At 73.2% G+C, this 23,538-nt stretch carries 18 protein-coding genes and 1 tRNA gene; 10 read left to right on the top strand and 9 right to left on the bottom strand.

Features of this window, described 5'->3' with window-relative positions; all coding sequences use genetic code 11:
* The first annotated feature begins 3 nt into the window (after positions 1 to 3).
* The 5 genes from ABTX81_RS10930 to ABTX81_RS10910 all read left to right on the top strand — a co-directional run bounded on the left by ABTX81_RS10930 (position 4) and on the right by ABTX81_RS10910 (position 4,019).
* Positions 4 to 759, top strand: a complete 756-nt coding sequence (locus ABTX81_RS10930) for a DUF881 domain-containing protein (protein ID WP_350543263.1) — start codon at positions 4 to 6, stop codon at positions 757 to 759.
* A 73-nt stretch (positions 760 to 832) separates the two neighbouring features.
* Positions 833 to 1,012, top strand: a complete 180-nt coding sequence (locus tag ABTX81_RS10925; RefSeq protein ID WP_350543066.1) for a hypothetical protein — start codon at positions 833 to 835, stop codon at positions 1,010 to 1,012.
* A 55-nt stretch (positions 1,013 to 1,067) separates the two neighbouring features.
* Positions 1,068 to 1,730 carry an aminodeoxychorismate/anthranilate synthase component II gene (locus ABTX81_RS10920; RefSeq protein WP_350543064.1) on the top strand — a complete coding sequence of 221 codons (663 nt, stop codon included), beginning with the start codon at positions 1,068 to 1,070 and terminating at the stop codon, positions 1,728 to 1,730.
* 5 nt (positions 1,731 to 1,735) lie between these two features.
* Positions 1,736 to 3,091 carry a class E sortase gene (locus tag ABTX81_RS10915; RefSeq protein ID WP_350543062.1) on the top strand — a complete coding sequence of 452 codons (1,356 nt, stop codon included), beginning with the start codon at positions 1,736 to 1,738 and terminating at the stop codon, positions 3,089 to 3,091.
* Between the two features lie 31 nt (positions 3,092 to 3,122).
* Entirely contained in the window at positions 3,123 to 4,019 is an 897-nt protein-coding gene (locus ABTX81_RS10910) for a class E sortase (RefSeq protein ID WP_502892745.1), read from the top strand.
* A gap of 147 nt (positions 4,020 to 4,166) precedes the next feature.
* Here ABTX81_RS10910 and pknB read toward each other — a convergent pair whose 3' ends face one another.
* From pknB to ABTX81_RS10880, 6 genes are all read right to left on the bottom strand, one after another.
* Complete coding sequence (gene pknB, locus ABTX81_RS10905) at positions 4,167 to 6,338, bottom strand: Stk1 family PASTA domain-containing Ser/Thr kinase (RefSeq protein WP_350543060.1); 2,172 nt, start codon at positions 6,336 to 6,338, stop codon at positions 4,167 to 4,169.
* Positions 6,339 to 6,599: 261 nt separating this feature from the next.
* Positions 6,600 to 8,057, bottom strand: coding sequence for a peptidoglycan D,D-transpeptidase FtsI family protein (locus ABTX81_RS10900; protein WP_350543058.1), 1,458 nt, complete (start codon positions 8,055 to 8,057; stop codon positions 6,600 to 6,602).
* Positions 8,054 to 9,523 carry an FtsW/RodA/SpoVE family cell cycle protein gene (locus ABTX81_RS10895; RefSeq protein WP_350543056.1) on the bottom strand — a complete coding sequence of 490 codons (1,470 nt, stop codon included), beginning with the start codon at positions 9,521 to 9,523 and terminating at the stop codon, positions 8,054 to 8,056. Before ABTX81_RS10895 ends, ABTX81_RS10900 begins: the two co-directional genes overlap by 4 nt.
* A gap of 141 nt (positions 9,524 to 9,664) precedes the next feature.
* Positions 9,665 to 11,338 carry a PP2C family protein-serine/threonine phosphatase gene (locus ABTX81_RS10890; protein WP_350543054.1) on the bottom strand — a complete coding sequence of 558 codons (1,674 nt, stop codon included), beginning with the start codon at positions 11,336 to 11,338 and terminating at the stop codon, positions 9,665 to 9,667.
* A gap of 53 nt (positions 11,339 to 11,391) precedes the next feature.
* Positions 11,392 to 11,928, bottom strand: a complete 537-nt coding sequence (locus ABTX81_RS10885; RefSeq protein ID WP_350543052.1) for an FHA domain-containing protein FhaB/FipA — start codon at positions 11,926 to 11,928, stop codon at positions 11,392 to 11,394.
* A 13-nt stretch (positions 11,929 to 11,941) separates the two neighbouring features.
* Positions 11,942 to 12,805, bottom strand: a complete 864-nt coding sequence (locus tag ABTX81_RS10880; protein WP_350543050.1) for an FHA domain-containing protein — start codon at positions 12,803 to 12,805, stop codon at positions 11,942 to 11,944.
* A 418-nt stretch (positions 12,806 to 13,223) separates the two neighbouring features.
* Here ABTX81_RS10880 and ABTX81_RS10875 point away from each other — a divergent pair.
* Positions 13,224 to 13,307 (top strand) — tRNA-Leu (locus ABTX81_RS10875).
* 106 nt (positions 13,308 to 13,413) lie between these two features.
* On the opposite strand, the gene ABTX81_RS10870 is transcribed toward ABTX81_RS10875, so the two are convergent.
* Positions 13,414 to 14,556, bottom strand: coding sequence for a sensor histidine kinase (locus tag ABTX81_RS10870; protein WP_350543048.1), 1,143 nt, complete (start codon positions 14,554 to 14,556; stop codon positions 13,414 to 13,416).
* Entirely contained in the window at positions 14,553 to 15,206 is a 654-nt protein-coding gene (locus tag ABTX81_RS10865; RefSeq protein ID WP_502892750.1) for a response regulator, read from the bottom strand. Before ABTX81_RS10865 ends, ABTX81_RS10870 begins: the two co-directional genes overlap by 4 nt.
* 359 nt (positions 15,207 to 15,565) lie before the next feature.
* Between ABTX81_RS10865 and ABTX81_RS10860 the strand changes: the two genes are divergently transcribed.
* On the top strand, positions 15,566 to 17,335 hold the full coding sequence (locus tag ABTX81_RS10860) for a phosphatidylglycerol lysyltransferase domain-containing protein (protein WP_350543257.1): 1,770 nt from the start codon (positions 15,566 to 15,568) through the stop codon (positions 17,333 to 17,335).
* 219 nt (positions 17,336 to 17,554) lie between these two features.
* Positions 17,555 to 18,319 carry a hypothetical protein gene (locus ABTX81_RS10855; RefSeq protein ID WP_350543046.1) on the top strand — a complete coding sequence of 255 codons (765 nt, stop codon included), beginning with the start codon at positions 17,555 to 17,557 and terminating at the stop codon, positions 18,317 to 18,319.
* A 65-nt stretch (positions 18,320 to 18,384) separates the two neighbouring features.
* Here the strand turns inward: ABTX81_RS10855 and ABTX81_RS10850 are convergent, their stop codons facing one another.
* Positions 18,385 to 21,243, bottom strand: coding sequence for a SpoIIE family protein phosphatase (locus ABTX81_RS10850; protein WP_350543044.1), 2,859 nt, complete (start codon positions 21,241 to 21,243; stop codon positions 18,385 to 18,387).
* Positions 21,244 to 21,486: 243 nt separating this feature from the next.
* Between ABTX81_RS10850 and ABTX81_RS10845 the strand changes: the two genes are divergently transcribed.
* A complete protein-coding gene (locus ABTX81_RS10845) occupies positions 21,487 to 22,656 on the top strand; it encodes a rhodanese-like domain-containing protein (protein ID WP_350543042.1) in 1,170 nt (389 codons plus the stop codon).
* A gap of 107 nt (positions 22,657 to 22,763) precedes the next feature.
* Positions 22,764 to 23,450, top strand: coding sequence for a DUF5819 family protein (locus ABTX81_RS10840; RefSeq protein WP_350543041.1), 687 nt, complete (start codon positions 22,764 to 22,766; stop codon positions 23,448 to 23,450).
* Positions 23,451 to 23,538: the final 88 nt, after the last annotated feature.

Here is a 23,538-nt window from a genome sequence, read left to right as displayed (position 1 = left end):
TCGATTCCCCCTCGGCCGGCCCCTATCCGCGGCTCCGGCACCCGAATTGTCGGCCGTGCCCTGACCTGCGCCGTCTTCGCGCTCGCCGGACTGCTCTTCTACATCAGCGCGCAGACCGCCCGCGGCACCGACCTGCGCACCGACAACTCGCTGCTCAGCCTCTCCGACGTGATACGCCAGCGCAGCGCGCAGAACCAGCAGTCCCAGGCCCAGCTGGCGGACCTCCAGGAACGGGCCCAGCGGCTCACCGACCAGCAGGGGAGCCCGGCCGACGCCGCGCAGCTCACCGCCCTGGAGCAGGCCGCCGCCCTGGACCCGCTGCAGGGCCCCGGCCTCACCGTCACCCTCAACGACGCCCCGGCGAACGCGACCGCGCGCATCCCCGGCGTGCGCGAGCCGGACGTCAACGACCTGGTCATCCACCAGCAGGACATCCAGGCCGTGGTCAACGCGCTCTGGCGCGGCGGCGCCGAGGGCGTCCAGGTGATGGACCAGCGGCTGATCTCCACCAGCGCCGTCCGCTGCGTCGGCAACACCCTGCTGCTCCAGGGCCGGGTCTACTCGCCGCCGTACGTGGTCAAGGCCGTCGGCCGGACCGACGCGATGCGCGCCGCGGTGGAGTCGGACCCGACGATCCGCAACTACCTGCAGTACGTACAGGCGTACGGACTGGGCTGGAAGGTGCAGGAGAGCGGCGACCTCTCCCTGCCCGGCTACTCGGGAACGGCGGACCTGCGCGCGGCGACCGGCCAGCAGTAGACCGCCGGGACGCGCCTGTCAGCCCTGGGACGGGGTCTAGTCTTGACCCAGTCCGCTACGTCGAGGGAGCACCATGTACGGCTGGATCTGGCGTCATCTGCCGGGGAACACCCTGGTCAAGGCCGTCATCTCGGTGCTCTTCGTGCTGGGGATCGTCTACCTCCTCTTCACCTATGTCTTCCCGTGGGCGGAACCGCTCCTCCCCTTCGGTGACGTCACAGTGGACGGAGACGGCGACGGCGCCGTCGGCTGACCCGGCGGTACCGTCCCCCGCCCCAGTCCCCGCACCCCCCGGAGAACGCGCCCCCATGACCTCCCGGCCGACCCCGCCCCGCATCCTGGTCGTCGACAACTACGACAGCTTCGTCTTCAACCTGGTCCAGTACCTCTACCAGCTCGGCGCCACCTGCGAGGTGGTCCGCAACGACGAGGTGACCGTCGAGCACGCGGTGCGCCGCGACGGCGACCGCGGCTTCGACGGGGTGCTGCTCTCCCCCGGCCCGGGCGCGCCCGAGGAGGCCGGCGTCTGCATCGAGATGGTGCACCACTGCGCGCGGATCGGACTGCCGGTGTTCGGCGTCTGCCTCGGCCTGCAGTCCATCGCGGTGGCCTACGGCGCCGTGGTCGGCCGGGCGCCCGAGCTGCTGCACGGCAAGACCTCCCCGGTCGAGCACGAGGACGGCGGCGTGTTCGCCGGGCTGCCCTCGCCGCTCATCGCGACCCGCTACCACTCGCTGGCGGTCGAGCCCGGCACCGTGCCGGACGAGCTGGTGGTCACCGCGCGCACCGGGAGCGGCGTGATCATGGGTCTGCGCCACCGCGACCTCGCGGTGGAGGGCGTGCAGTTCCACCCGGAGTCGGTGCTCACCGAGGGCGGCCACCGGATGCTCGCCAACTGGCTGGCCGAGTGCGGCGACCCGCAGGCCGTCGACCGGTCGGCCGGGCTCGCCCCGGTGATCGGCCGGGGCTGAGCGGCGTGACCGCGGTGCGTCCGGAGCGGCGCCACCCACCGGAGGCGGACCCGCAGGGCGGGCCGTACCCGCAGCAGCACCCCGCGGACGCGTACGGGCAGGCCCCGGATCCCCACCAGCCGGATCCCTACCAGCAGGGCCAGTACCAGCAGGGCCCGTACACCGGTCAGGGGCAGTACGGCGGTCAGGGCCAGTACGGCGGCCAGTACGGCGGCGGCCCGGAGCAGTACCCCGGCGGCCAGTACGGCGGGCCGCAGCAGCCCGGGCCGTACCCGCAGGGCCAGTACCAGGGCTACGACCCGTACCAGGGGCAGCAGCTCCGGCAGGGCGGCTTCATCCCCGCCCAGCCCGGCCCGGACCAGGGCTGGGCGGGCCAGCACGGGGCCGAGGACGGCTGGAGCGTCTACGAGCAGGCCGCGCCCCCCGTCGCGCCCGAGCGGGCGGAGGAGACGCTCCGGCTGCACCTGGAGAGCCCGGAGGCGCCCGGGACGGCGCAGGCGGTGCTCGCCACCGCCGAGACGGTCACCATGGAAGCCGTGGCCGGCGAGCCGGAGCCGCCCGCCCCCGGCGGCCGGGCCGAGCGCCGCCGGGCCGCGCAGGGCCGCGGACGGCGCCGCACCGGCGACCGCACCGCCGCCGCGGGCCGGCCCCGGCCGAAGGAGTCGCCGGCGGTGGTCCTCGCCCGCTTCCTCGGCGAGCTCTGCATCACCCTCGGCCTGGTGATGCTGCTCTTCGTCTCGTACCAGCTCTGGTGGACCAATGTGCAGGCCGACGCGGCCGCCGACGGGGCCCGCAGCCAGCTGGAGGAGCAGTTCGACGCGGCCGCCCCGGCCCCGGTGGCGCCGGGACAGCCGGCGCCGGATCCGGCCAAGCCGGAGACCTTCGAGCCCGGCAAGGGCTTCGCGATCATCCATCTGCCGAAGCTCGGCCAGAAGTTCCCGATCGCCGAGGGCACCGCCAAGGCGTCGGTGCTCGACAAGGGCCTGGTGGGGCACTACACCGGGACCGGCATGCCGGCCGACAAGGCGGGCAACTTCGCGCTGGCCGCGCACCGCAACACCCACGGCGAGCCGTTCCGGCGGATCAACCAGCTCGGCAAGGGCGACAAGATCGTGGTGGAGACCGCGACCGCGTACTTCACCTACGAGGTCACCGGTGGCATCCCGGAGACCCCGCCGTCCAACGTCAGCGTGATCAAGCCGGTGCCCAACGGCGCCGGGTACGGCGGCGCGGGGCGGTACATCACGCTGACCACGTGCACGCCGGAGTTCAGTTCGAAGTACCGGCTGATCGTCTTTGGCAAGATGATCGAGGAACGGCCGCGCAGCCAGGGCAAGCCGGCCGCCCTCACGGGAGGCTGACCGCGAGCGGGCGAGTAGCAAGGGGAGAGACGTGACGCAGGAGACCGAAGCGGTCGTCGAGGAGGCCTTCCCGCAGCCCGGGCCGAGGGCCGGGAACGGTCGTGGGCCGCGGCGCGGGCGAGGGCGGGCGCTGGCCGTGCTGGGGGTCTTCGGCGAGCTGCTGATCACCCTCGGCCTGGTGCTCGGCCTGTTCGTCACCTACTCGCTCTGGTGGACCGACGTGCTGGCGGACCGCTCCGCCGCCGCGGCCTCCGACCAGCTGCGCGAGTCCTGGGCGGCCGGCGGACCGGCCGTTCCCCCGTCCGGCCCCGCGGCCACCCCGGGCGCGTCGGCCACCGCCGGCACCGAGGGCGCCGAGGACGCGCCGGGCACCCCCGGCGCCGTGGCGCCCACCGGCGGCCCGACGGGCGGTGCGGGCGGTACCGGGCAGGCCGCGGCGGGCAGCGGGGTCGGCTTCCTGCACGTCCCCGCGATGGGCCGGAACTACCAGGTGCTGATCCGGATGGGCACCGACACCGACACCCTGGCCGAGGGCGTCGCCGGGGTCTACGAGCAGCCGTACCGCGCGGCGATGCCCTGGGACGCGTCCGGCAACTTCGCCCTGGCCGCCCACCGGGACGGGCACGGGGCGAAGTTCCACAACCTGGACGCCCTCCACAAGGGCGACCCGATCGTCGTCGAGACCCGGGACAAGTGGTACGTCTACCGGGTCGACAACACCCTGGCGGAGACCTCCAAGTACGACACCGGCATCGTCGCCCCGGTGCCGAAGGGCTCGGGCTACACCGAGCCCGGCCGGTACATCACGCTGACCACCTGCACCCCCGTCTACACCTCGCGCTACCGGATGGCGGTGTGGGGGAGCCTGGTGCGGGTGGACGACATGGACGCCAAGCGCACCCCGCCCGCCGAGCTGCGGCGCGGCTGAGACCGCCCGGGGCCGCCCGCGGGCGCAACGCCCCGTGAACACCGGAGGGCCCGTCGACACCGTGTCGACGGGCCCTCCTCGCTGTACGGGAACGACCTCACCCGGCCGGTCCGGCCCCGGGGGGCTCAGAACCAGGGGAACCAGGGCTTAGTTGTTGCCGTTGGGTCCCCCTTTGGTGTTCGTGGGGTTGGGGATGCCGGGGAACCCGGGGAGTGTGGGGGTGTCGTTCCCTTTGGGCGGGTCCACCGGCTTCGTCGACAGCCCGACCGAGGTGTTCGGGTCCACCTGGGTCCCGGCCGGCGGGTTCGTCATGATGACGATCGCGTTCGGGTCCTGCGGGCCCGAGACGACGCTGTACTGCAGGCCCATGCCCAGGAGGGTCTTCGAGGCCTTTTCGAGCGGCTGGTTCACCAGCGGCGGGACGGTGACCTTGTCCGGCGCCTTGTAGATGGTCAGGGTGATCTTGGTGTTGGCCGGCTGCTTGCCGCCCGCCGGGCTCTGCGAGGCCACCGTGTTGACCTTGTTCTGGTCGGTGGTCGGCGTGGTCTTGGAGGCGTCCACCTGGAAGCCCGCGCCCTCCAGCGCGGCCTGCGCGGCCTCCTTCTGCTGGCCGACCACGCTCGGCACGTTGATCTTGGCCTTGCCCTGCGAGACGGTCAGCTTGACCGCGGCGGACGGGTCGGCGCCGCCGGTGGCCGGGTCCTGTGCGATGACCTGGTCCAGCGGGGCGTTGTCGTCGTCCTTGTACTCGGTCGTGACGTTGGCGAAGCCGGCGTCCGAGAGCGCCTTGATGGCCTGGTCCTTGGTCTTGCCGACCACGCTCGGCACAGTGGCCTTGGCCGGGCCTGAGGACAGCTGCACGGTGATCGTGGCGGCCTCGGCGACCTGGGTGCCGGCCGCCGGGTTCTGCGCGCAGACCTGGTCCTTCTTGACGTTGGTGTCCGGGCAGGCGATCTTCTCGCCCTCGGTGACCACCAGCTTGGGACCGGCCTGGGTGACGGCCGTCCTGGCCTCGGCCAGGGTCTTGCCGACCAGGCTGGGCGCCGCGATCTTCGGGGCCTCCTTGGGGTCGTCGGCCTTCTTGTTGCTGAACATCGCCTGGGCGACGAAGAAGGTGCCGACCAGGACCAGCACGGCGGCGACCGCCAGCACGATCCAGGAGGTGTTGCTCTTCTTCGGCGGTTCCTCGGCACGCCGGCCGCCGCGGCCGTAGCCGTCGTCGTAGCCGTCGTTGCCGCCGCCCTGGGCGCCGGCGTAGGTCTGGCCGTAGCCGTCGTCGTAGCCGCCGGCCTGGGGCTGGGCGGGGTAGCCGGCCGGGGCGGCCTGCGGCAGGACGGTGGTCGGACCGCCGGGGGCCTGCTGCGGCAGCACATTGGTCTGACCGTACGGGTCGTGCTGCTGCGGGTAGCCGTTCTGGTCGTAGCCGTACCCGGCGGCGCCCATGCCGTACGCGGCGGCCTGCTGGGCGGCGGCCACCGGCAGGCCGTCGAGGAAGCGCTCGATGTCGTCGCGCATCTCGTCGGCGGTCTGGTAGCGGTAGTCGCGGTCCTTGGCGAGCGCCTTCAGCACGATCGCGTCGACCTCGGGGCGCACCTCGGGGTCGAAGACGGACGGCGGCTGCGCCTCCTCCCGGACGTGCTGGTAGGCGACCGCCACGGGGGAGTCGCCGACGAACGGCGGGCGGACGGTGAGCAGCTCGTAGAGCAGGCAGCCGGTGGAGTAGAGGTCGGAGCGGGCGTCCACCTGCTCGCCCTTGGCCTGCTCCGGGGAGAGGTACTGGGCGGTGCCGATGACGGCGGAGGTCTGCGTCATCGTCATGCCGGCGTCACCCATCGCGCGGGCGATGCCGAAGTCCATCACCTTGACGTTGCCCTGCCGGGTGAGCATGACGTTGGCGGGCTTGATGTCGCGGTGCACGATGCCGGCCCGGTGCGAGTACTCCAGGGCCTGCAGGATGCCGATGGTCATCTCCAGCGCGCGCTCCGGCAGCAGCCGGCGCCCGGAGTGCAGCAGCTCGCGCAGGGTGGAGCCCTCGACGTACTCCATCACGATGTACGGGATGGAGATGCCGTCGATGTAGTCCTCGCCGGTGTCGTACACGGCGACGATCGCGGGGTGGTTCAACGAGGCCGCGGACTGTGCCTCGCGGCGGAAACGGGCCTGGAACGACGGATCGCGGGCCATGTCGGCCCGGAGCGTCTTCACGGCGACGGAGCGGCCGAGCCGGGTGTCATGGGCGAGGTACACCTCGGCCATGCCGCCGCGTCCGAGGACGCCGCCGAGCTCGTACCTGCCGCCGAGGCGACGAGGCTCTTCCATAGATCCGACCCTCTCCCTCACCCGCCGGTGAGGTTGTGACGTAGGTGTCCCCGCACGCTCCGTGTGACGCCGTCCGGGCCCCGGTTGGTTCTGCGGTCAGGACCGTCCGGCACCGCGCGGACGGCAACGGGTACACCCGTTGCTGCGGATACGCTACCGGTCGGACCGCGCCGGACCCGAGTCGGCCGCAGGCCGATACCAGACCGGTATCCGGACAGGGGTCCCGATCGTGACATATCCCTCACCCGCGGACGTCCGCCGTCATTTGCCGAGGACCGCCTGCATCACCGACTTGGCGATCGGCGCGGCGAGCCGGCCGCCGCTGATGCCGTCACGGTTGTTGGAGCCGTCCTCGACGACCACCGCGACCGCGACCGAGCGGCCGTCGGAGGCCTTGGCGTAGGAGGTGAACCAGGCGAACGGCAGTCCGGCGTTGCCCTCGCCGTGCTGGGCGGTACCGGTCTTGCCGCCGACGGTGAGGCCGGGGATCCGGGCGTTCTTGCCGGTGCCGTTCTCGACCACCGAGACCATGAGCTCCTGCAGCTTGGCCGCGGTGGCCGGGCTGACCGGCTGGGAGAACTGCTTGTCGGTGTGCTTGGAGATGGTGGTCAGCGAGGCGGAGCGCTCCTCGGCGACCAGGTAGGGCTGCATCAGCGTGCCGTTGTTGGCGATCGCCGCCGAGACCATCGCCATCTGCAGCGGGGTGGCCTGGGTGTCGTGCTGGCCGATCGAGTCCTGGGCGGTGCCGTCCGGGGTGGAGTTGGACGGGAAGACGCTCTTCTCCGAGCGGATCGGGGTGTCCACGGTGCTGTTGAAGCCGAACTTCTCGGCCTGCACCCGCATCTTGTCCTTGCCCAGGTCGGCGCCCATCTTGGCGAAGACCGTGTTGCAGGACTGGTCCATGCCCGACTTGATGGTGGCGTTGCCGCACTTCTCGTACTCGGACTCGTTCTTCAGCACGAAGTTGGTGCCCGGCAGGGTGTACGGGTCCGGGGTCGCGGTCTGGTCGTCGATGTTCTGGTAGAGCCCGTTCTCGAACGCCGCCGCCGCGGTGACCAGCTTGAAGGTCGAGCCGGGCGGGTACGTCTCGCGCAGCGCCCGGTTGAGCATCGGCTTGTTCGGGTCGGCGTTGAGGTCGGTCCAGGCCTTGGTGTCCGAGTCCTCGTTGCCGGCGAAGCTGGCCGGGTCGTAGGAGGGCGTGGAGACCAGGGCGAGGATCGCGCCGGTCTTCGGGTCGAGCGCGACGACCGCGCCCTTCTTGTTGCCGAGCCCGTCGAAGGCGGCCTTCTGGGCCTTGGAGTTGATCGTGGTGACGACGTCGCCGCCGCGCTTCTGCTCCCCGGTCAGCATGTCCAGGGTGTTGCGGAAGAACAGCCGGTCGTCGCTGCCGGAGAGGATGCCGTCCTCCAGCTGCTCCAGCTGGCTGGACCCGAAGGCCTGCGAGGAGTAGCCGGTCACCGGCGCGTACATCTGGGGGTCGTTCCAGGACCGCTTGTACTTGTAGCGCAGGCCGTTCACGAAGGTGGACTGGGTGATCGGCTGGCCGTCGACGACGATGTTGCCGCGCGGGTAGGCGTAGCGGTCGTAGACCTGGCGCTTGTTGTACTTGTTGCTCGCCCAGGCCTCGGCCTGCACGCCCTGGATCCAGTTGGTGCGCACCATGAGGGCCAGGATCAGCACGAGGCAGAAGATCGAGACCCGGCGGATCGGCTTGTTCACGAGGCGGTACCTCCCGGGATCTCGGGTGTCGGGGTGGGTTCCACCCCGGGTCTGCGGGCGTTGTCGCTGATCTTCAGCAGGATCGCGACCAGCGCCCAGTTGGCGACCACCGAGGAACCGCCCTGGGCGAGGAACGGCATCGTCATACCGGTCAGCGGGATCAGTCCGGTGACACCGCCGGCGACCACGAAGACCTGCAGCGCCATCGCCGAGGAGAGGCCGACGGCGAAGAGCTTGCCGAACGGGTCGCGCGCGGCGACCGCGGTGCGCAGGCCGCGCTGGATCAGCAGGGCGTACAGCATGAAGATCGCCATCATGCCGGTGAGGCCGAGCTCCTCGCCGAAGGAGCCGAGGATGAAGTCGCTCTTGGCGGCGAAGCCGATCAGCCAGGAGCGGCCCTGGCCGAGGCCGGTGCCGGTCACCCCGCCGGAGCCGAAGGACATCAGCGCCTGGCCGATCTGCTCGGTGGAGCCGTCCGGGCGGTTCGGTCCGAAGGCGGCCATCGGGTCGAGCCAGGCGTCGATGCGGGTCTTCACGTGGCTGGTGGTGGAGGCCACCATGACCGCGCCGCCGATCGACATCAGCAGGCCGAAGACGATCCAGCTGGTCCGCTCGGTGGCGACGTAGAGCATCACCACGAAGAGCCCGAAGAACAGGAAGGACGAGCCGAGGTCGTTCTCGAAGATCAGGATGAGCAGGCTGAGCAGCCAGATCACGATGATCGGGCCGAGGTCGCGCCCGCGCGGCAGGTACAGGCCCATGAAGCGGCGGCTGGCCAGCGCCAGGGCGTCCCGCTTGACCATCAGGTAGCCGGCGAAGAAGACGGTCAGGATGATCTTGGCGAACTCGCCGGGCTGGATCGAGAAGGAGCCCATCCGGATCCAGATCTTGGCGCCGAAGTCCTCCTTGCGCGCCGGGAAGAACGCCGGCGCGGCGAGCAGCACCAGGGCCACCGCCATCGAGATGTAGGTGTAGCGCTGGAGGACCCGGTGGTCCTTCAGGAAGACCATCACCACGATGAAGAACGCGATGCCGAGGCCCGACCACATCAGCTGGTTGGCGGCGGCCGGGAAGTTGCTCTTCAGCAGCGGACCGGCCTTGTCGAGCCGCCAGATCATCACCACGCCGAGCCCGTTCAGCAGGGTGGCGATGGGCAGCATCAGCGGGTCCGCGTACGGCGCGAACCTGCGCATCACCAGGTGGGCGATCAGCGCGAGGGCGCCCATGCCGAGGCCGTAGCCGAGCATGCCGGCCGGCAGTTCGCCGTCCATCGCCAGGCCCACGTTGGCGTACGCCAGGACCGGCAGCACCACCGCGAAGGCGAGCATCGCCAGCTCGGTGTTGCGCCGGTTCGGCGAGGACTGCGGGGAGATGGTGGTGTTGCGGCGGCGCCGCGAGGACGCGCGGTCGGCCGGCACGCCGGAGTCCCGCCGGTTGGCGTCGCTGCTCACATCGAAGGTGCTCATGCTCCCGCCTCGCTCCGCTCGGCAGGGGCATTCGCCCACACGCGCCTCTGAATGGCTCGTTCGCTTCGCTCACTCACGTCGTAGCCGCTCCCTGACGGCCGGCGGGCCCGCGTCGGGCGGGCCTATGTCGGGTCGCGTCCATCACGGCTTCGGGCAGGAGTCGGCGCGCTGCCGCTCCTCGTCGGTCAGGCCGGGCAGGTCGCCCTGCGGGGCGGCGGGGGCCGCCGGAGCCGCGGCGCTCTGGCTGGGCGTGGCGGCCGGGGCGGTGGCGGTCGGGGTCGGCGTGGGGACGCCGGCGGCCGGGGCGCGGCCGGTGGCGGACGGGCCGGGCGGCGTGGTGGCCGTCACGAACCCGGCGTGCGTCGCCACCGTCCCGGCGGCCTGCTGGGCCTGCTGGGCCGGCTGCTGGCCGGGCGCCGGGGTGCCCTGGGCCGGCGGGTTGGCGGCCGCGGCCCGGACGTCGGCGACCTTGCGGCAGAACGCGGCCTGCTCGCCCAGCTTCTTCACCTTGTCGTCGGCGTCGACGAGGCTGCTCGCCGAGATGGTGTTGGTGACGTGGCTGCGCTGGTCCTGCGGGAGGTACTTGAGTTCGATGTCCTTGTACGGCGTGTGCACCGAGGACAGGCTCAGCCCGGCCAGGCTCTGGTTGACGCCCTGGTAGACGGCGACGTGGTCGCCCTCGGCGCCGACGTAGTACTGGCTCTGGGTCCACTGGTAGCCGAAGAAGCCGCCCGCGCCGAGCAGGCCCACGGTGACCAGGCCGACCAGCGAGAAGGTCAGCGCCCGGTTCTTGCGCCTCTTCCGGGGCGCCACGTCGTCGTAGTCCTCGGTCCCGTAGCCCGCGGGCTCGGCGCCACGGCCCTCCGGGTAGCCCTCGGCCGGTCCGAAGCCGTCCTGGCCGTCGGGGTGGCCGGCGCCGTAGCCCTCGGCGGGCCCGAAGGCGCCCTGCGGGCTGCGGCCGAGACCGGCGGCGCGGCCGGCCGGGGTGTCCGCGATCGAGCGGTCGGCGGCGGCCGAGGACGGCGGGGTCTCGGCGACCGCGCCGACCACCACCGGCACGTCGTTGAACTGGCCGCTCAGGGTGTCCGTGGCGCCGACGTCGAGGACGTCCGCCACGATGCAGGTGATGTTGTCCGGACCGCCGCCGCGCAGGGCGAGCTGGATCAGCTCCTGGACGGTCTGCTCGGGCGAGTAGAAGCTGCCCAGGGTGTCCTGGAGGGTCTGGTGGCTGACCGGGCCGGAGAGGCCGTCGGAGCAGATCAGGTAGCGGTCGCCGGCCCGGACCTCGCGGATCGACAGGTCGGGCTCGACCTGGCCGCGGCCGTCCAGGGCGCGCATCAGCAGCGAGCGCTGCGGGTGGGTCTCGGCCTCCTCGGGCGTGATCCGGCCCTCGTCGACCAGCCGCTGCACCCAGGTGTGGTCCTGGGTGATCTGCACCAGCGCGCCGTCCCGCAGCAGGTAGGCGCGCGAGTCGCCGACGTGCACCAGGCCCATCCGCTGGCCGGTCCAGAGCATCGCGGTGAGGGTGCAGCCCATGCCCTCCAGCTGCGGGTCCTCCTCGACCATCTGGCGGAGCCGGTCGTTGGCGCCCTGGACCGCGTCGCCGAGCAGGGTCAGCAGGTCGGCGCCCGGCACGTCCTCGTCGAGCCGGACGATCGAACCGAGCACCTCGGAGGACGCGACCTCACCAGCCGCCGCGCCGCCCATGCCGTCGGCCACGGCCAGCAGCCGCGGACCGGCATAGCCGGAGTCCTCGTTCCCCTCCCGGATCAGTCCCTTGTGGGAGCCGGCGGCGAAGCGCAGCACCAGGGTCATGCGACCTGTGCCCCCCTCTGGGTCATGGACGGGATGCTGTCCCTCATGCGCTACTACTTCCGCAGTTCGATGACGGTCCTGCCGATACGGATCGGCATGCCCGGCTGGAGCGGGGTCGGCGCGGTCAGGCGCTGACGGTCCAGATAGGTGCCGTTGGTGGAGCCTAGATCCTCCACCGTCCACTGCCCAGTCTGGTCGGGATAGATCCTGGCATGCCGGGAGGACGCGTAGTCGTCGTCCAGCACGATGGTGGAGTCGTGGGCGCGGCCCAGCGTGATGGTCTGGCCCTGCAGCGCGACGGTGGTGCCGGCCAGCGAGCCCTGCACCACGACGAGCTGGGTCGGGGCGCCGCGGCGCCGCCCGCCGCCCTGGGTCGGCGGGCCGCCGGGGGCCGGCTGGCCCTGCGGGGCGCGTCCGACGGCTCCCGGGGCGGGCGCCGTGGCGGTGGCACCGCCGCCGCGCCGGGAGGCCCGGGGGTTCACCCGGGTACCGAACAGGTCGCTGCGGATCACCTGGACCGCGACGATCACGAACAGCCACAGCACGGCCAGGAAACCCAGCCGCATGACCGTGAGGGTCAGTTCTGACATAACCGCGCCCGCTCTACCCTTCGACCTGTCGGTAGACGATGGTGGTGGAGCCCACGACGATTCGAGAGCCGTCGCGGAGCGTAGCGCGCTGGGTGTGCTGCCCGTCCACCACGATGCCGTTGGTGGACCCCAGGTCCAGCACCATCGCGGGGGTTCCCGGGCGGATCTCGGCGTGCTTGCGGGAGACCCCGGGGTCGTCGATGCGCACGTCCGCCTCGGTGGAGCGGCCGAGCACGCAGGCGTTGCCGGTGATCTGGTGGCGGGCGCCGTTGACCTCGATCCAGCGGCGGACCGCGGTGCCGTGCCCGGCGCCCGGGAACGGGCGCACATTGCCGCCGGCCGGGGGCGGGCCGGGGGGCATGGCCGGGGGCGCGGTGGGCGGCGGGGGCGCGCCGTACGGGGCGGCGCCGGGCTGCTGCCACGGCGCGCCGGGGGCCTGGGCGGCCGGCGGGCGGCCGTAGCCGGGCTGGGTCGGCTGCGCGGGCGCGTGCTGCTGCGGCTCCTCGGCGGCGAGGGTGCGGCTGCGCACCCGGTACAGGCCGGTGTCGAGGTCCTCGGCCTTCTCCAGGTTCACCTGGAGCGGGCCCATGAAGCTGTAGCGCTGGGCCTCCGCGTACTCGCGGACCATGCCGGCGAGCTCGTTGCCCAGCTGCCCGGAGTAGGGGCTCAGCCGCTCGTGGTCGTGCGGGCTGAGTTCGACGATGAAGTCATTGGGCACGACGGTGCGGTCGCGGTTCCAGATGCTCGCGTTGTTGTCGCACTCGCGCTGCAGCGCACCGGCGATCTCCACGGGCTGGACCTCGGACTTGAACACCTTGGCGAAGGTGCCGTTGACGAGACCCTCGAGTCGCTGCTCGAACTTCTTCAGCACTCCCATGGGGCACCCCCTTCCAGGGTTCGTTCGCCTGCCTGCCGACCGGTTTCCGGGGGGAGCCGGTCGCGCCTACTTGCGGTACTTCCGTACTGATCGTATCCACGCCGGGGCCATCCGTACGGTTCCCGGACCACGTGGTGCCCGGGGGTGGGCTCGGACACACAGGGTGACGCATCCGGGCGGCAACATGCCAGGGCTACCCGCCGGGCGGGGCCGCCACCCTTCGCCCGCCTGTTCTCCGGGCATCCGTTCGGTTGCGCTCGGGTGCCCCGGGGAACGGATTCGGAGGCGACCCGCAGGTCGTGCTACTGTTTTCCATGTCGGAAGGGGCGCCCACCGGGTGGCCCGATCGAAGAACCGCGAAGGCCACATGGTACCGAGCGGATCGGCTGATCGACCGGCAAGCGGTGAAAACACCCATGCGCGGGTGGCGGAATAGGCAGACGCGCTGGATTCAGGTTCCAGTGCCCGAAAGGGCGTGGGGGTTCAACTCCCCCCTCGCGCACAGCGAAGCCCCGCAGATCTTCGGATCTGCGGGGCTTTTTTGTCGTCCCGTCCGGACCTGACCCGTCCGCGGGCCCCGCCGGGCCCCTTCGGTTCGGCAGGGCGGTTCAAGACGACGGGGCCGGCAGGTCGGCGCGGACCTCGAAGCCGCCGTCCGGGGTCGGACCGGCGGTGAGCGAACCGCCGAGCAGCTGGGCGCGTTCGCGCAGGCCGACCAGGCCGTGGCCGCCGCCCGGCAGGATCTGCGCCGGGCGGACCGGCGGCGCCTCGTTGCGCACCTCGACCCGCAGCCGCCGCCCGCGGGCCCGGACCCGGACGTGCACCGCGGCCTCGGGCGCGTACTTGGTGATGTTGGTCAGCGCCTCCTGCACGGTGCGGTAGGCGGCCCGCTCGACCGCCTCCGGCCAGGGGCGGTCGCCCGGGACGAGCTCGGCGTCCGCGGACAGTCCGCTCTCCTCGATCAGCCGGGGCAGGTCGGCCAGCCGGGGCTGCGGGGCCAGTGGGGTGTCCATCCGCGGACCGCCGGCCCGCAGCACCCCGACCATCTGGCGCAGCTCCTCCAGGGTGCGCACGGACAGTTCGCGGATGGTCCGGGCGACGCCCGCGGCCGACGGGTCGGGCGTGGACACCTGGAGCGCGCCGGCCTGGATGCTGATCAGGCTGACCTGGTGCGAGACCACGTCGTGCATCTCCCGGGCGAGCCGGCCGCGCTCCTCGCTGAGCACCCGTTCGGCCAGCAGCCGGCTCTCCCGCTCCTGGCCGCGGGTCAGCTCGTCCAGCCGGGACGCCAGCTCGCGCCGGGTGCGGGAGAGCATGCCGGTGGCCGCCGGGCCGGCCGCGAGCATCACGGACTGGATGGCGTACAGGGCGGTGTCCCGGCTGACCGTGAAGGTCTGCTCGGAGACCGGCCAGTGGAAGAACTCGACCAGGGCGAACAGGGTGGCGCAGGGCACCACCACCCGGCGCCGGGATCGTTCGGCGGCCACCGTGTAGACGGCGGTGATCGGGGCGAGCCAGATGTCGTCGAGGTAGCTGCCGGGCATGGTCAGCAGCAGCACGGTGACCGGGAAGCGCCGCCGCCACAGCAGCGCCACGGCGGCCAGCACCGACAGCAGGGTCTGCCAGAGCGGGGCGCCCCGGGCCACCAGGGCGGCGTCCACGAGGGAGTAGAGGGTGGGGAGCAGGAGCATCAGCCAGGGTGCGGTGAACCCGGCCGGCAGACGTCGTGCGGGTAGGGCTTCGCCGCTCATGCCCCGTTGCTCGGCTTCGGGCGGACCAGACCGGCCCGGTGGGCGATCACGGCCGCCTGGACCCGGTTGGCGGCGCCGAGCTTGCCGAGGATCGCGCTGATGTGGTCCTTCACCGTGCCGGTGCCCAGGAACAGCCGGTCGGCGATCTCGGCGTTGGACAGGCCCTCGCCCAGCAGCGCCAGCACGTCCAGCTCCCGGCCGGTCAGCGTGCGGGCCAGGGTGGCGGCCTCGGCGTCCGGGCCGCCGCCGTCGACGTAGCCGCCGATCACGGTGCGGGTCACCGTGGGGGAGAGGATGTTGCCGCCGGCCGCCAGCACCCGGACAGCGTGCACCAGCTGCTCGGGGGCGGTGTCCTTGAGCAGGAAGCCGGAGGCGCCGGCCCGCAGCGCGGTGCCGATGTACTCCTCGGTGTCGAAGGTGGTGAGCATCGCCACGGCCGGCGGGTCGGGCAGCGCCCGCAGCCGGCGGAGCACCGAGATGCCGTCCAGGTCGGGCATCCGGATGTCGAGCAGCACCACGTGCGGGCGCAGCCGCCGGACGTGCTCCTCGGTCTGCGCGCCCGAGCAGTCGCCGACCACCTCCAGATCGGGGGCGGAGCCGACGATGAGGCCCAGCCCGGACCGGACCAGGATCTCGTCGTCCACGATCAGCACGCGGGTGGTGGTGATGGGGCCCTCCTCGGTTCGGCGGCCGGGCCGGTCCGGTCCGCATGACTGGAATCGAGGGTAGGCCCTGACCGGCGGCTTCGCCGGGGTCGGACCGGCCGGGTGACCCCCGCCGAACGGCGGGGGTGTGAATCCGCTACCTGGTTCACGCGATTCTCACCGTCAGTGGGGAACCATGGAATTGGCTGCCGCTCAGTCGGCCTGCCGGCCGGGGTGGGCGTCCAGCCGGGTCGCGTGCGGATGCGACCCACCACCTGATCGTTTGGAATTGAGCTGTGTCGTCCACTGTGAAGCCGGAGCCGTCCACCTCCCCCACCGGGTCCGGGTCCGAGCCCGGCGCGTTCATGGCGCGCTGGCGCCCGCGGGCCGCCGCGGCGACCGTCTGGTACCTGCGGCTGATCGCCCTGCTCAACCTCGTCACCGTGGTGCTGGCGCAGTTCCGGGACCAGGTCGAGACGCACAACGAGGGTGAGTACTTCACCCCCTACCTGATGACCGCGGGCCTGAGCAGCGCGGTGCTCTCGGTCTTCCTGGCGATCGCCATGCGGCGCCGCAAGCGGGCGGCGTGGATCTTCAACATCGCGCTGGCGGGCCTGTTCGCGCTGCTCTACCTGGCCGCCATGCTGCTGACCGACGAGGGCTTCGACCGGCACCCGCTGAACTATGTCTCCACCGTGCTGACCTGCGGTTTCGTGCTGGCGCTGCTGATCGGCCGGAAGGAGTTCACCTCCAAGGGCGACCGCTCCAACCCGAAGACCGCCGCCGCCACCTTCGTGGCCGGCCTGGGCTTCGGCGGCGTGGTCGGCGCCGGCCTGGTCGCGCTGACCAACGACCTGCCGGACGCGGATTTCTGGGACATGTTCCGCTACTCGGTCGGCCGGATGATCACCATCACCCCGTCCGAGCACCTGCGCTCCGTGATCGACGCGCCGACCTGGGTGAACGCGGTCATCAACGCGATGGGCGCGCTGCTCTTCCTGCTCGTCCTCTACGTGGCCTTCCGCAGCCCGCGCGGCAGCGAACTGCTCACCGCCGAGGACGAGCAGCGGCTGCGGGTGCTGCTGGACAAGCAGGGCGAGCGGGACTCGCTCGGCTACTTCGCGCTGCGCCGGGACAAGGCGGTGATCTTCTCGCCGAGCGGCAAGGCGGCGGTCGCCTACCGGGTGGTCGGCGGTGTCTCGCTGGCCTCCGGCGACCCGATCGGCGACCCGGAGGCCTGGCCGGGCGCGATCGACGCCTGGCTGTCCGAGGCCCGCGAGCACGCCTGGGCGCCGGCCGTGATGGGCGCCTCCGAGGAGGCCGGCGTGATCTACGCCCGGCACGGCCTGGACGCGCTGGAGCTGGGCGACGAGGCGATCGTCGAGCTGGACGAGTTCTCGCTGGACGGCCGGGCGATGCGGGTGGTGCGCCAGGCGTACAACCGGGTCAAGCGGGCCGGGTACACGGTGCGGATCCGCCGCCACGAGGAGATCCCCGAGAGCGAGATGGCCGACCTGGTCGCCAAGGCCGACCAGTGGCGCGACGGCGCGACCGAGCGCGGCTTCTCGATGGCGCTGGGCCGGCTCGGCGACCCGGGCGACGGGCGCTGCGTGATGCTGGAGTGCCACGACGCCGACGGCGAGCTGAAGGCGCTGCTCAGCTTCGTGCCCTGGGGTGTGGACGGGCTCTCGCTGGACCTCATGCGCCGGGCCCGGGACACCGAGAACGGCCTGATGGAGTTCATGGTGATCGAACTCCTGCAGCGCGCCCGCGAGGTGAATCTGGCCAGGGTCTCGTTGAACTTCGCGATGTTCCGTTCCGTTTTCGAGCGCGGCTCGAAGCTCGGCGCCGGACCGGTGCTGCGGCTCTGGCGTTCCGTTCTGGGCTTCTTCTCGCGCTGGTGGCAGATCGAATCGCTCTACCGGGCCAACGCCAAGTACCGGCCGATCTGGGAGCCGCGTTATCTGCTCTTCGAGAAGAGCAGCGAGATTCCGCGGATCGGCATCGCCAGTGCCCGGGCCGAGGGCTTCATCACCGCACCGAGCCTGCCCGCGCTGTTCCGTCGCCGGCACCAGGGGCCGCCCGCCGTCGAGGCGCCCCGCGTGCCGGTGGCGGCACGGGGCGGGAAGGGGTAGACCCTCCGCCGGGGGGCGGAGGGGACCGGTCGTCCGGATGGGGGGATTTCGGGGTGGCTCCTCCCCCCTGAGGATGACGGGGATCGGCACAAATGCCGATGTGGATTCGATAAGCGGCTTCTAATGTGGGGGTAGTCGGGAAGGCGCTTGCGCCGACGGGGATTTGGAGAACCGGTTGTGATGCGGAGCACCCACGCGGGGGGCGTGCGAAAGGGGCCGGTGGCTATTGCCAGAGAGGCCGCTGTCGCCGAGTGGGGAACGCTGTTCGGTACGGTCCGGGAGCAGGTGGTCCGCAAGAAGTTCGCGGCCGTCCCGTTGGCCACCGCGGCGACCTGTCTGATTCTGCTGTTCAGCATCGTCCAGCACCTGCCGGGCGGGGAGCGCTTCGTCACCCAGATCGGGGTGGTGAAGGCGGCGCTGCCGCTGGAGGTCTCGCTGCTGCGGACGCCGCTGTCGTTGTACGTGCCGGCCCTGGACCTGCCGGTGTGGGGGGCGCTGGCGCAGGTCTTCGTGGTCTTCGGGATCGCCGAGATCGTGCTCGGCCGGCGGCTGACCCTGGTGGTGGCCTACACCTGCACGCTGGCCGGGACGCTGTTCGCCCGGGTCGGCGTGGCGATCGGGCCGGACCACCTCTTCGGCTTCCCGAAGTGGGTCGCGCACGTGCGGGACACCGGGCCGTCGGCCGCGGTGGTGGCGCTGGCGATCTGCATCGCGTTCCGTTGCCGGGCCTGGTTCACCGCCGGGCTGGTGGTGGCGCTGATGGTCGGTGAGGCGGTCGTGCTGCCGAACCTGGCGGGCATGGAGCACGTGGTCGCGGTGACAGCGGCGCTGCTGATCGCGGTCTCGGTGGAGGTGTTCGGGGACTTCTGGCCGCGGGTGCTGGCCGGGGTCGGGGCGGCCGCCGTGGTGGCGGCGGCCACCGCCTCGCTGGAGGCGGCCACCGAGGCCCGCCGCCGCACCCCGGCCGGCGCCGCCGTCCCGTAGCCGCCCGCGCCCCGAGCGCCCCGGGCACGCGGCCCGCGAGCGGCCCGGAGGCGAGTGGGCTCCTATCAGAGCGGCAGTTCGAACCAGACCACTTTTCCCACCGCCTTGCGGGCGGTGCCCCAGTGGTCGGCGAGTTTGGTGACCAGGGTGAGGCCGCGGCCGGTCTCGCCCAGTTGTTCGGCGGGCTCCAGCGAGGGCAGGTTGTGGTTGTCGTCGCTGACCTCGACCAGCAGCTTGTCGACCCGGATCAGCTGGAGCTGGACCCGGTCGCGGGCGACCCGGACGGCGTTCGTGACCAGCTCGCTGACCAGCAGCACGACGGTGTCGCTGAGCGACTCCAGGTGCCAGGCGGCGAGCTGCTCGCGGACCAGGACGCGGGCCCGGCCGACCTCGCGCTGGTCGACGGTGAGGTCCCAGGTGGCGACCTCGCTCGGCGCGACCCCGTCGAAGCGGGCCACCAGCAGCGCCACGTCGTCCTTGCGGTCGTCCGAGTGCAGCCGGTCCAGGACCACGTCGCAGGCCTGCTCGGGGCTCTGCGTGGGGTCGATCAGGTTGCCGCAGAGCGCGGCCAGTCCCGCTCCTATGTCGCCGCCCCGCACCTCGACCAGGCCGTCGGTGCAGAGCACCAGCATCGAGCCGTCCGAGACGTCGATGGTCTTGGCGACGAACGGGACCCCGCCCACGCCGATCGGGGCGCCGGCCGGGATCTCCAGCAGTTCGCCGGTGCCGTCGGGGTGGACCAGGACCGGCGGGACGTGGCCGGCGCTGGCCAGCTCGCAGGTCCGGTTGATCGGGTCGTAGACCGCGTACAGGCAGGTGGCGAGGTGGTCGTCGCCGAGCTTGTGGGCCAGGTTGTCCAGGTGCCGCAGCAGTTGGCCGGCCGGGAGGTCGAGGGCGGCCAGGGTCTGCATCGCGGTGCGGAAGCGGCCCATCGCGGCGGCCGAGTGCAGGCCGTGGCCCATGACGTCGCCGACCACCAGGGCGACCCGGCTGCCGGGCAGCTGGATCGCGTCGAACCAGTCGCCGCCGACCTCGGCCCGGGAGTCGCCGGGCAGGTAGCGGTGGGCGATCTGGACGCCGGGGATCTGCGGCGGGCGGGTCGGGATCATCGACCGCTGGAGGGTGGTGGCGACCCGGGACTCGGCGCGGTGCAGCCGGGCGTTGTCGAGGGAGAGCGCGGCCCGGGCGGCCAGCTCCTTGAGGGTGGCGGCGTCGCCCTCGTCGAAGGGGCCGCGGTCGGGGAGCCGGAGCAGCTTGAGGATGCCGAGCACGGTGCCGCGGGCGGAGAGCGGTACCACCAGCATCGAGCGGCCGGAGACCACCGGGACGAGCTCCGGTCCGCCGAGCGCGGCGGCGTAGTCGACGGCGACGTCCCGGGCGATCACCGGGACCAGCACCGGCTGGTTGAGCTGGAGGGCCATGCCGGGCGGGGTGCGGCGGGGCATGGCGACCAGGGAGCCCTCGGCGAGCACGTGGTCCCACTGGCCGGTGGACTCGTTGCAGGCGAGCGCGACCCGGCGGAGCATCGTGTCGTCGTCCGGGCGGGCCTCGGGCAGCTCGGAGTCGGAGATCAGGCCGTCGACGAGGTCGACGCAGGCGAAGTCGGCGACCCGGGGGACCAGCACCCGGCACAGCTCGTGGGCGGTGAAGCCGAGGTCGAGGGTGGTGCCGACCTTGCCGCCGACCTCGTTGAGCAGGGCCAGCTGCTCGCCGGCGTGGCCGTTGGTGAGGAACGGGCCGAACCGGCCGGCCGACGGCGCGGGGCCGGCCGACGGCGCGGGGCCGGCCGACGGCGCGGGGGCGGGCGGCGGCGCGGGGGCGGGCGGCGGCACGGCGGCGGGCGGCGGCACGGCGGCGGGCGGCGGCACGGCGGCGGGGGGCGCGCTCGGCTCGCCCGGGTGGAGCCGGTGCCCGTTGGCGGGCGGTCCGACGGTGGTCTGCTCGATGGTGGTGCCTCCTCTCGGCGGCGCCGGGACGACCGGGCCGGCGGCCGGCGTGCCGAGGCCGGCCGCCGGGGTGGCCGCGGTCGGGGCGGCGGCGGCCTGTGCGGCGGCGCCCTGCGGGGCCGTGGACTCGCGCTGGACGGGCAGCGGACCGGCCGGGCGGCGGCCTGGCGCGGACTGCTCGGGCTGCGGCGGTGGGCCGAGCCGGGCGGTGCGCTGCTGCGCGGTCGGGTAGCGGCGGCCGATCCCGGCCGCGGCGTGCGCGGTGCCGGCCGCCGGGTCGGCCGGGCGCAGCGGCAGCACGGTGGCCGGGTCCAGCCGCAGGGCGGGCAGCCCGGCCCGGGCCAGCGCGGCGAGCAGCGGTCCGCGGCGTCCGGCGGAGCCGGGCAGCAGCGCGGCGAGCGGTTCGGGGACCGGTCGGCCGGGGGTGGTCAGCGCGGCGGAGAGCCGGTGAAAGCCGCCCAGGGCGCCGGGGGCGGCGGCGAACGGCAGCTGCCGCTCGCCGACGGCCAGCCGTGGTCCGGAGGAGCGCAGCGGCCGGGCGTCGGCGGCCAGGGCCAGCAGTCCGCCGGCCGGGCCGTCCACCGGGTAGGCCCACCAGAGCACGTCCCGCAGGTGCTCCTCGCGGTCGACCACCGGCAGCTGTCCCGCCCAGGCGGCGCCGGCCGCGGTCAGTCCGGCGAGGGTGGTGAAGGTGTCCCGGAGGCGGCCTGCGCCCGGGAGCGCGGCCGGGCCCGGCCCGCCGCGCGGCGCGGCGGCGGGCAGCAGGCCGGCGGCCGGGCGGTCGCGGACCGCCTCGGCGCGGTGTCCGAACAGCTCCTCGGCGGCCCGGCTCCACTGGGTGACCCGCCCGTCGCGGTCGATCAGCACGAGGGCGAGCCGGACCAGGGCGGCCACCCCTGACGGCTGGTCACCCGGTGCCGGGCCGGGCCCCGGGTCGGTGCCCGCCGGACGCGGTGTGGAGTTGGGATCGTCCACCATGGATTCGGTCTGCTCCCGCCTGGCCGCCGTGTCGGGAGACGGCCGTTTCTCCGGAGGAAGGCACGCTGTGCGGATACCAGCGAAGCACGGACGGGGCGGGAGTCGAAAGCGAAACGGGGAGATTCCTCGGTATCAGTTGCGTGTCACGTGCCGTGCGCCGGTCCGCACTCCCCGTCCACCCCGCGATGGCACCGCGCGGGCGGGCGGTAGGGTCGCAGGACGGCACGCAGGAGGAGGCGAGAGGTGACCGCGCAGATCCCCGTCCGCTGGACGGATCCGGAACAGCAGGAGCTGGAGGAGCGGGTCGAGGCCGCCGAACTCGCCTGGCTCACGATGGACGTCGACGTGCGGACGCTGCGGGTCGAGATCGACAACTTCGCGCTGATCCACCACCAGCTGCTCGGGCCGCTGTACGCCCGGCTGGACGAGCTGGACGCGCTGCTCGCGGAGGCCGTGGCCGCCCGCACCGGGGACCCGGAGGACCTGCGGCGGGCCCACGAGGCGCGCGGGCGGGTCGAGGACCTGCCGGACCTGGACGCGCTGTTCGACAGCGTCCGGGAGCGCGGCGAGCAGGGCGAGACCCCGCCGCCGCCGGCCGCGCCGGCCCGGGTGCGGCCCGGCCGGGACGCCCAGCGGATCTACCGCGAGCTGGTCCGCCGCGCCCACCCCGACCTGTCCACCGACCCGGAGGAGCAGGGCCGCCGGGCGGCGTTCCTGGCCCGGGTCAACGAGGCCTACGCGTACGGCGACACCGGCGCGCTGGAGGCGCTGGCCGCCGAGTGGTCCACCGCGCCCGAGGCGGCGCCCGCCGTCGACTCCCCCGACCGGCTCGGCTGGCTGCGCCGCCGGCTGGAGTGGCTGACCGGCCGGATCGGCGAACTCGCCGCCGAACAGGTCCGGTTGGAGCGCAGCGCGATGGGTGAGCTGCTGGCGCTCGCCCCGCAGGACCCGGACGGGCTGCTGGCCGAGCTGGCCGAGCAGCTGCTGGCCAAGGCCGCCGCCCAGCAGGCCGAGCTGGCGAACCTGCTCGGCGGCCCGGTGGGGGACAATGGCGGGGCCGATCCCGACGCCCAGGAGAACCAGACGATGTTCGCGCAGATCCCCACCATCGACGCCGCCGCCGTGCCCGCCGAGGCCGCCCTGCTGGATGTCCGCGAGCAGGACGAGTGGGACGCCGGTCATGTGGAGGGCGCGCTGCACATCCCGATCGGCGAGGTGGTCGCGCGGCTCGGTGAGCTGCCGGACGGGAAGCTGTACGTGCTCTGCCGGGTGGGCGGGCGCTCCGCGCAGGTCGTCCAGTACCTGGTGCAGAACGGCCGGGACGCGGTCAACGTGGACGGCGGGATGTACGCCTGGGACGGCGCGGGCCGTCCGATGGTGAGCAGCGACGGCCGGGACGCCTTCGTCCTGTAGCGGGGGACCGGGGGGAACCGGGGCTCCGCAGGGCGCCGGGAGTAGGGCAGGATGGGCGCGCGACCGGGCCGGCGCGGTGCCGGCCCCACCCGTCCCCGGGGGAGTTCATGGCCGAGAGTGCCGAGGACGCCGAGAACGCCGAGAGACCGCACGAGCCGCCCGTCCGCCGGGTCCGGTCGACGGCCGCCCGGGTCGTCCTGGGCACGGCCGCCGTCGTGCTGGTGACGGCCACCGGGCTGTTCCTCGGCGCCGTCTTCCTGCACGTGGCTCCCGCCAATTCGCTCTCCCGGGAGTACCGGGAGCAGTTGGACGGCCTGATCTACCCGGAGTTCGAGCAGAACTGGAAGCTGTTCGCGCCCAATCCGCTGCAGCAGAACGTCGCGGTGGACGCCCGGGTGCGCACGGCGTCGGCGGACGGCGACGCCGTGGTGCACGACTGGGTGGGGCTGACCGCGCGGGACATCGCGGCGATCCGGGGCAATCCGGCGCCCGGCCACGCCGACCAGAACCTGCTGCGCCGGGCCTGGGACTTCTACGACGGCTCGCACAGCGCCGAGGACGAGTCGCCGACCACGGCGCGCGGGCGGCTGGCCGAGGAGTACCTGAAGCGGATCGCGGTGCAGCGGATCGGCCGCAGCGTGGACGGGCGGCCGGTGGTGGCGGTCGAGCTGCGGGTGACCACGGCGACGATCGCGCCGCCGGAGTGGAGCGGGGAGGCGGCGCCGCCCGCGCCGAAGGTGCGCGAGCTGCCCTGGTGGCCGGTGCGGGACGCGGACCTGCGGGGGCTGTGGTGAGCGGCCCGCCCCCGGCCGGGGCGCCGGAGCGGCCGGTCGACGGAGTGCCCCGCCAGCCGGGCCCGCGGGACGGTGCCGGCGCGCCGGC

Source organism: Kitasatospora sp. NPDC097605, assembly GCF_040302725.1.
Lineage (GTDB): Bacteria > Actinomycetota > Actinomycetes > Streptomycetales > Streptomycetaceae > Kitasatospora.
The sequence above is the reverse complement of the archived record's forward strand: the minus strand, read 5'-3'. Positions and strand labels throughout refer to the sequence as shown.

Bases quoted from the DNA above. Each gene is read 5' to 3' on its own strand.
- ABTX81_RS10925 (WP_350543066.1), top strand. From the start codon at position 833: ATGTACGGCTGGATCTGGCGTCATCTGCCGGGGAACACCCTGGTCAAG.
- ABTX81_RS10920 (WP_350543064.1), top strand. From the start codon at position 1,068: ATGACCTCCCGGCCGACCCCGCCCCGCATCCTGGTCGTCGACAACTAC.
- pknB (WP_350543060.1), bottom strand. From the start codon at position 6,338: ATGGAAGAGCCTCGTCGCCTCGGCGGCAGGTACGAGCTCGGCGGCGTC.
- ABTX81_RS10895 (WP_350543056.1), bottom strand. From the start codon at position 9,523: ATGAGCACCTTCGATGTGAGCAGCGACGCCAACCGGCGGGACTCCGGC.
- ABTX81_RS10890 (WP_350543054.1), bottom strand. From the start codon at position 11,338: ATGACCCTGGTGCTGCGCTTCGCCGCCGGCTCCCACAAGGGACTGATC.
- ABTX81_RS10885 (WP_350543052.1), bottom strand. From the start codon at position 11,928: ATGTCAGAACTGACCCTCACGGTCATGCGGCTGGGTTTCCTGGCCGTG.
- ABTX81_RS10880 (WP_350543050.1), bottom strand. From the start codon at position 12,805: ATGGGAGTGCTGAAGAAGTTCGAGCAGCGACTCGAGGGTCTCGTCAAC.
- ABTX81_RS10870 (WP_350543048.1), bottom strand. From the start codon at position 14,556: ATGAGCGGCGAAGCCCTACCCGCACGACGTCTGCCGGCCGGGTTCACC.
- ABTX81_RS10860 (WP_350543257.1), top strand. From the start codon at position 15,566: ATGGCGCGCTGGCGCCCGCGGGCCGCCGCGGCGACCGTCTGGTACCTG.
- ABTX81_RS10850 (WP_350543044.1), bottom strand. From the start codon at position 21,243: ATGGTGGACGATCCCAACTCCACACCGCGTCCGGCGGGCACCGACCCG.
- ABTX81_RS10840 (WP_350543041.1), top strand. From the start codon at position 22,764: ATGGCCGAGAGTGCCGAGGACGCCGAGAACGCCGAGAGACCGCACGAG.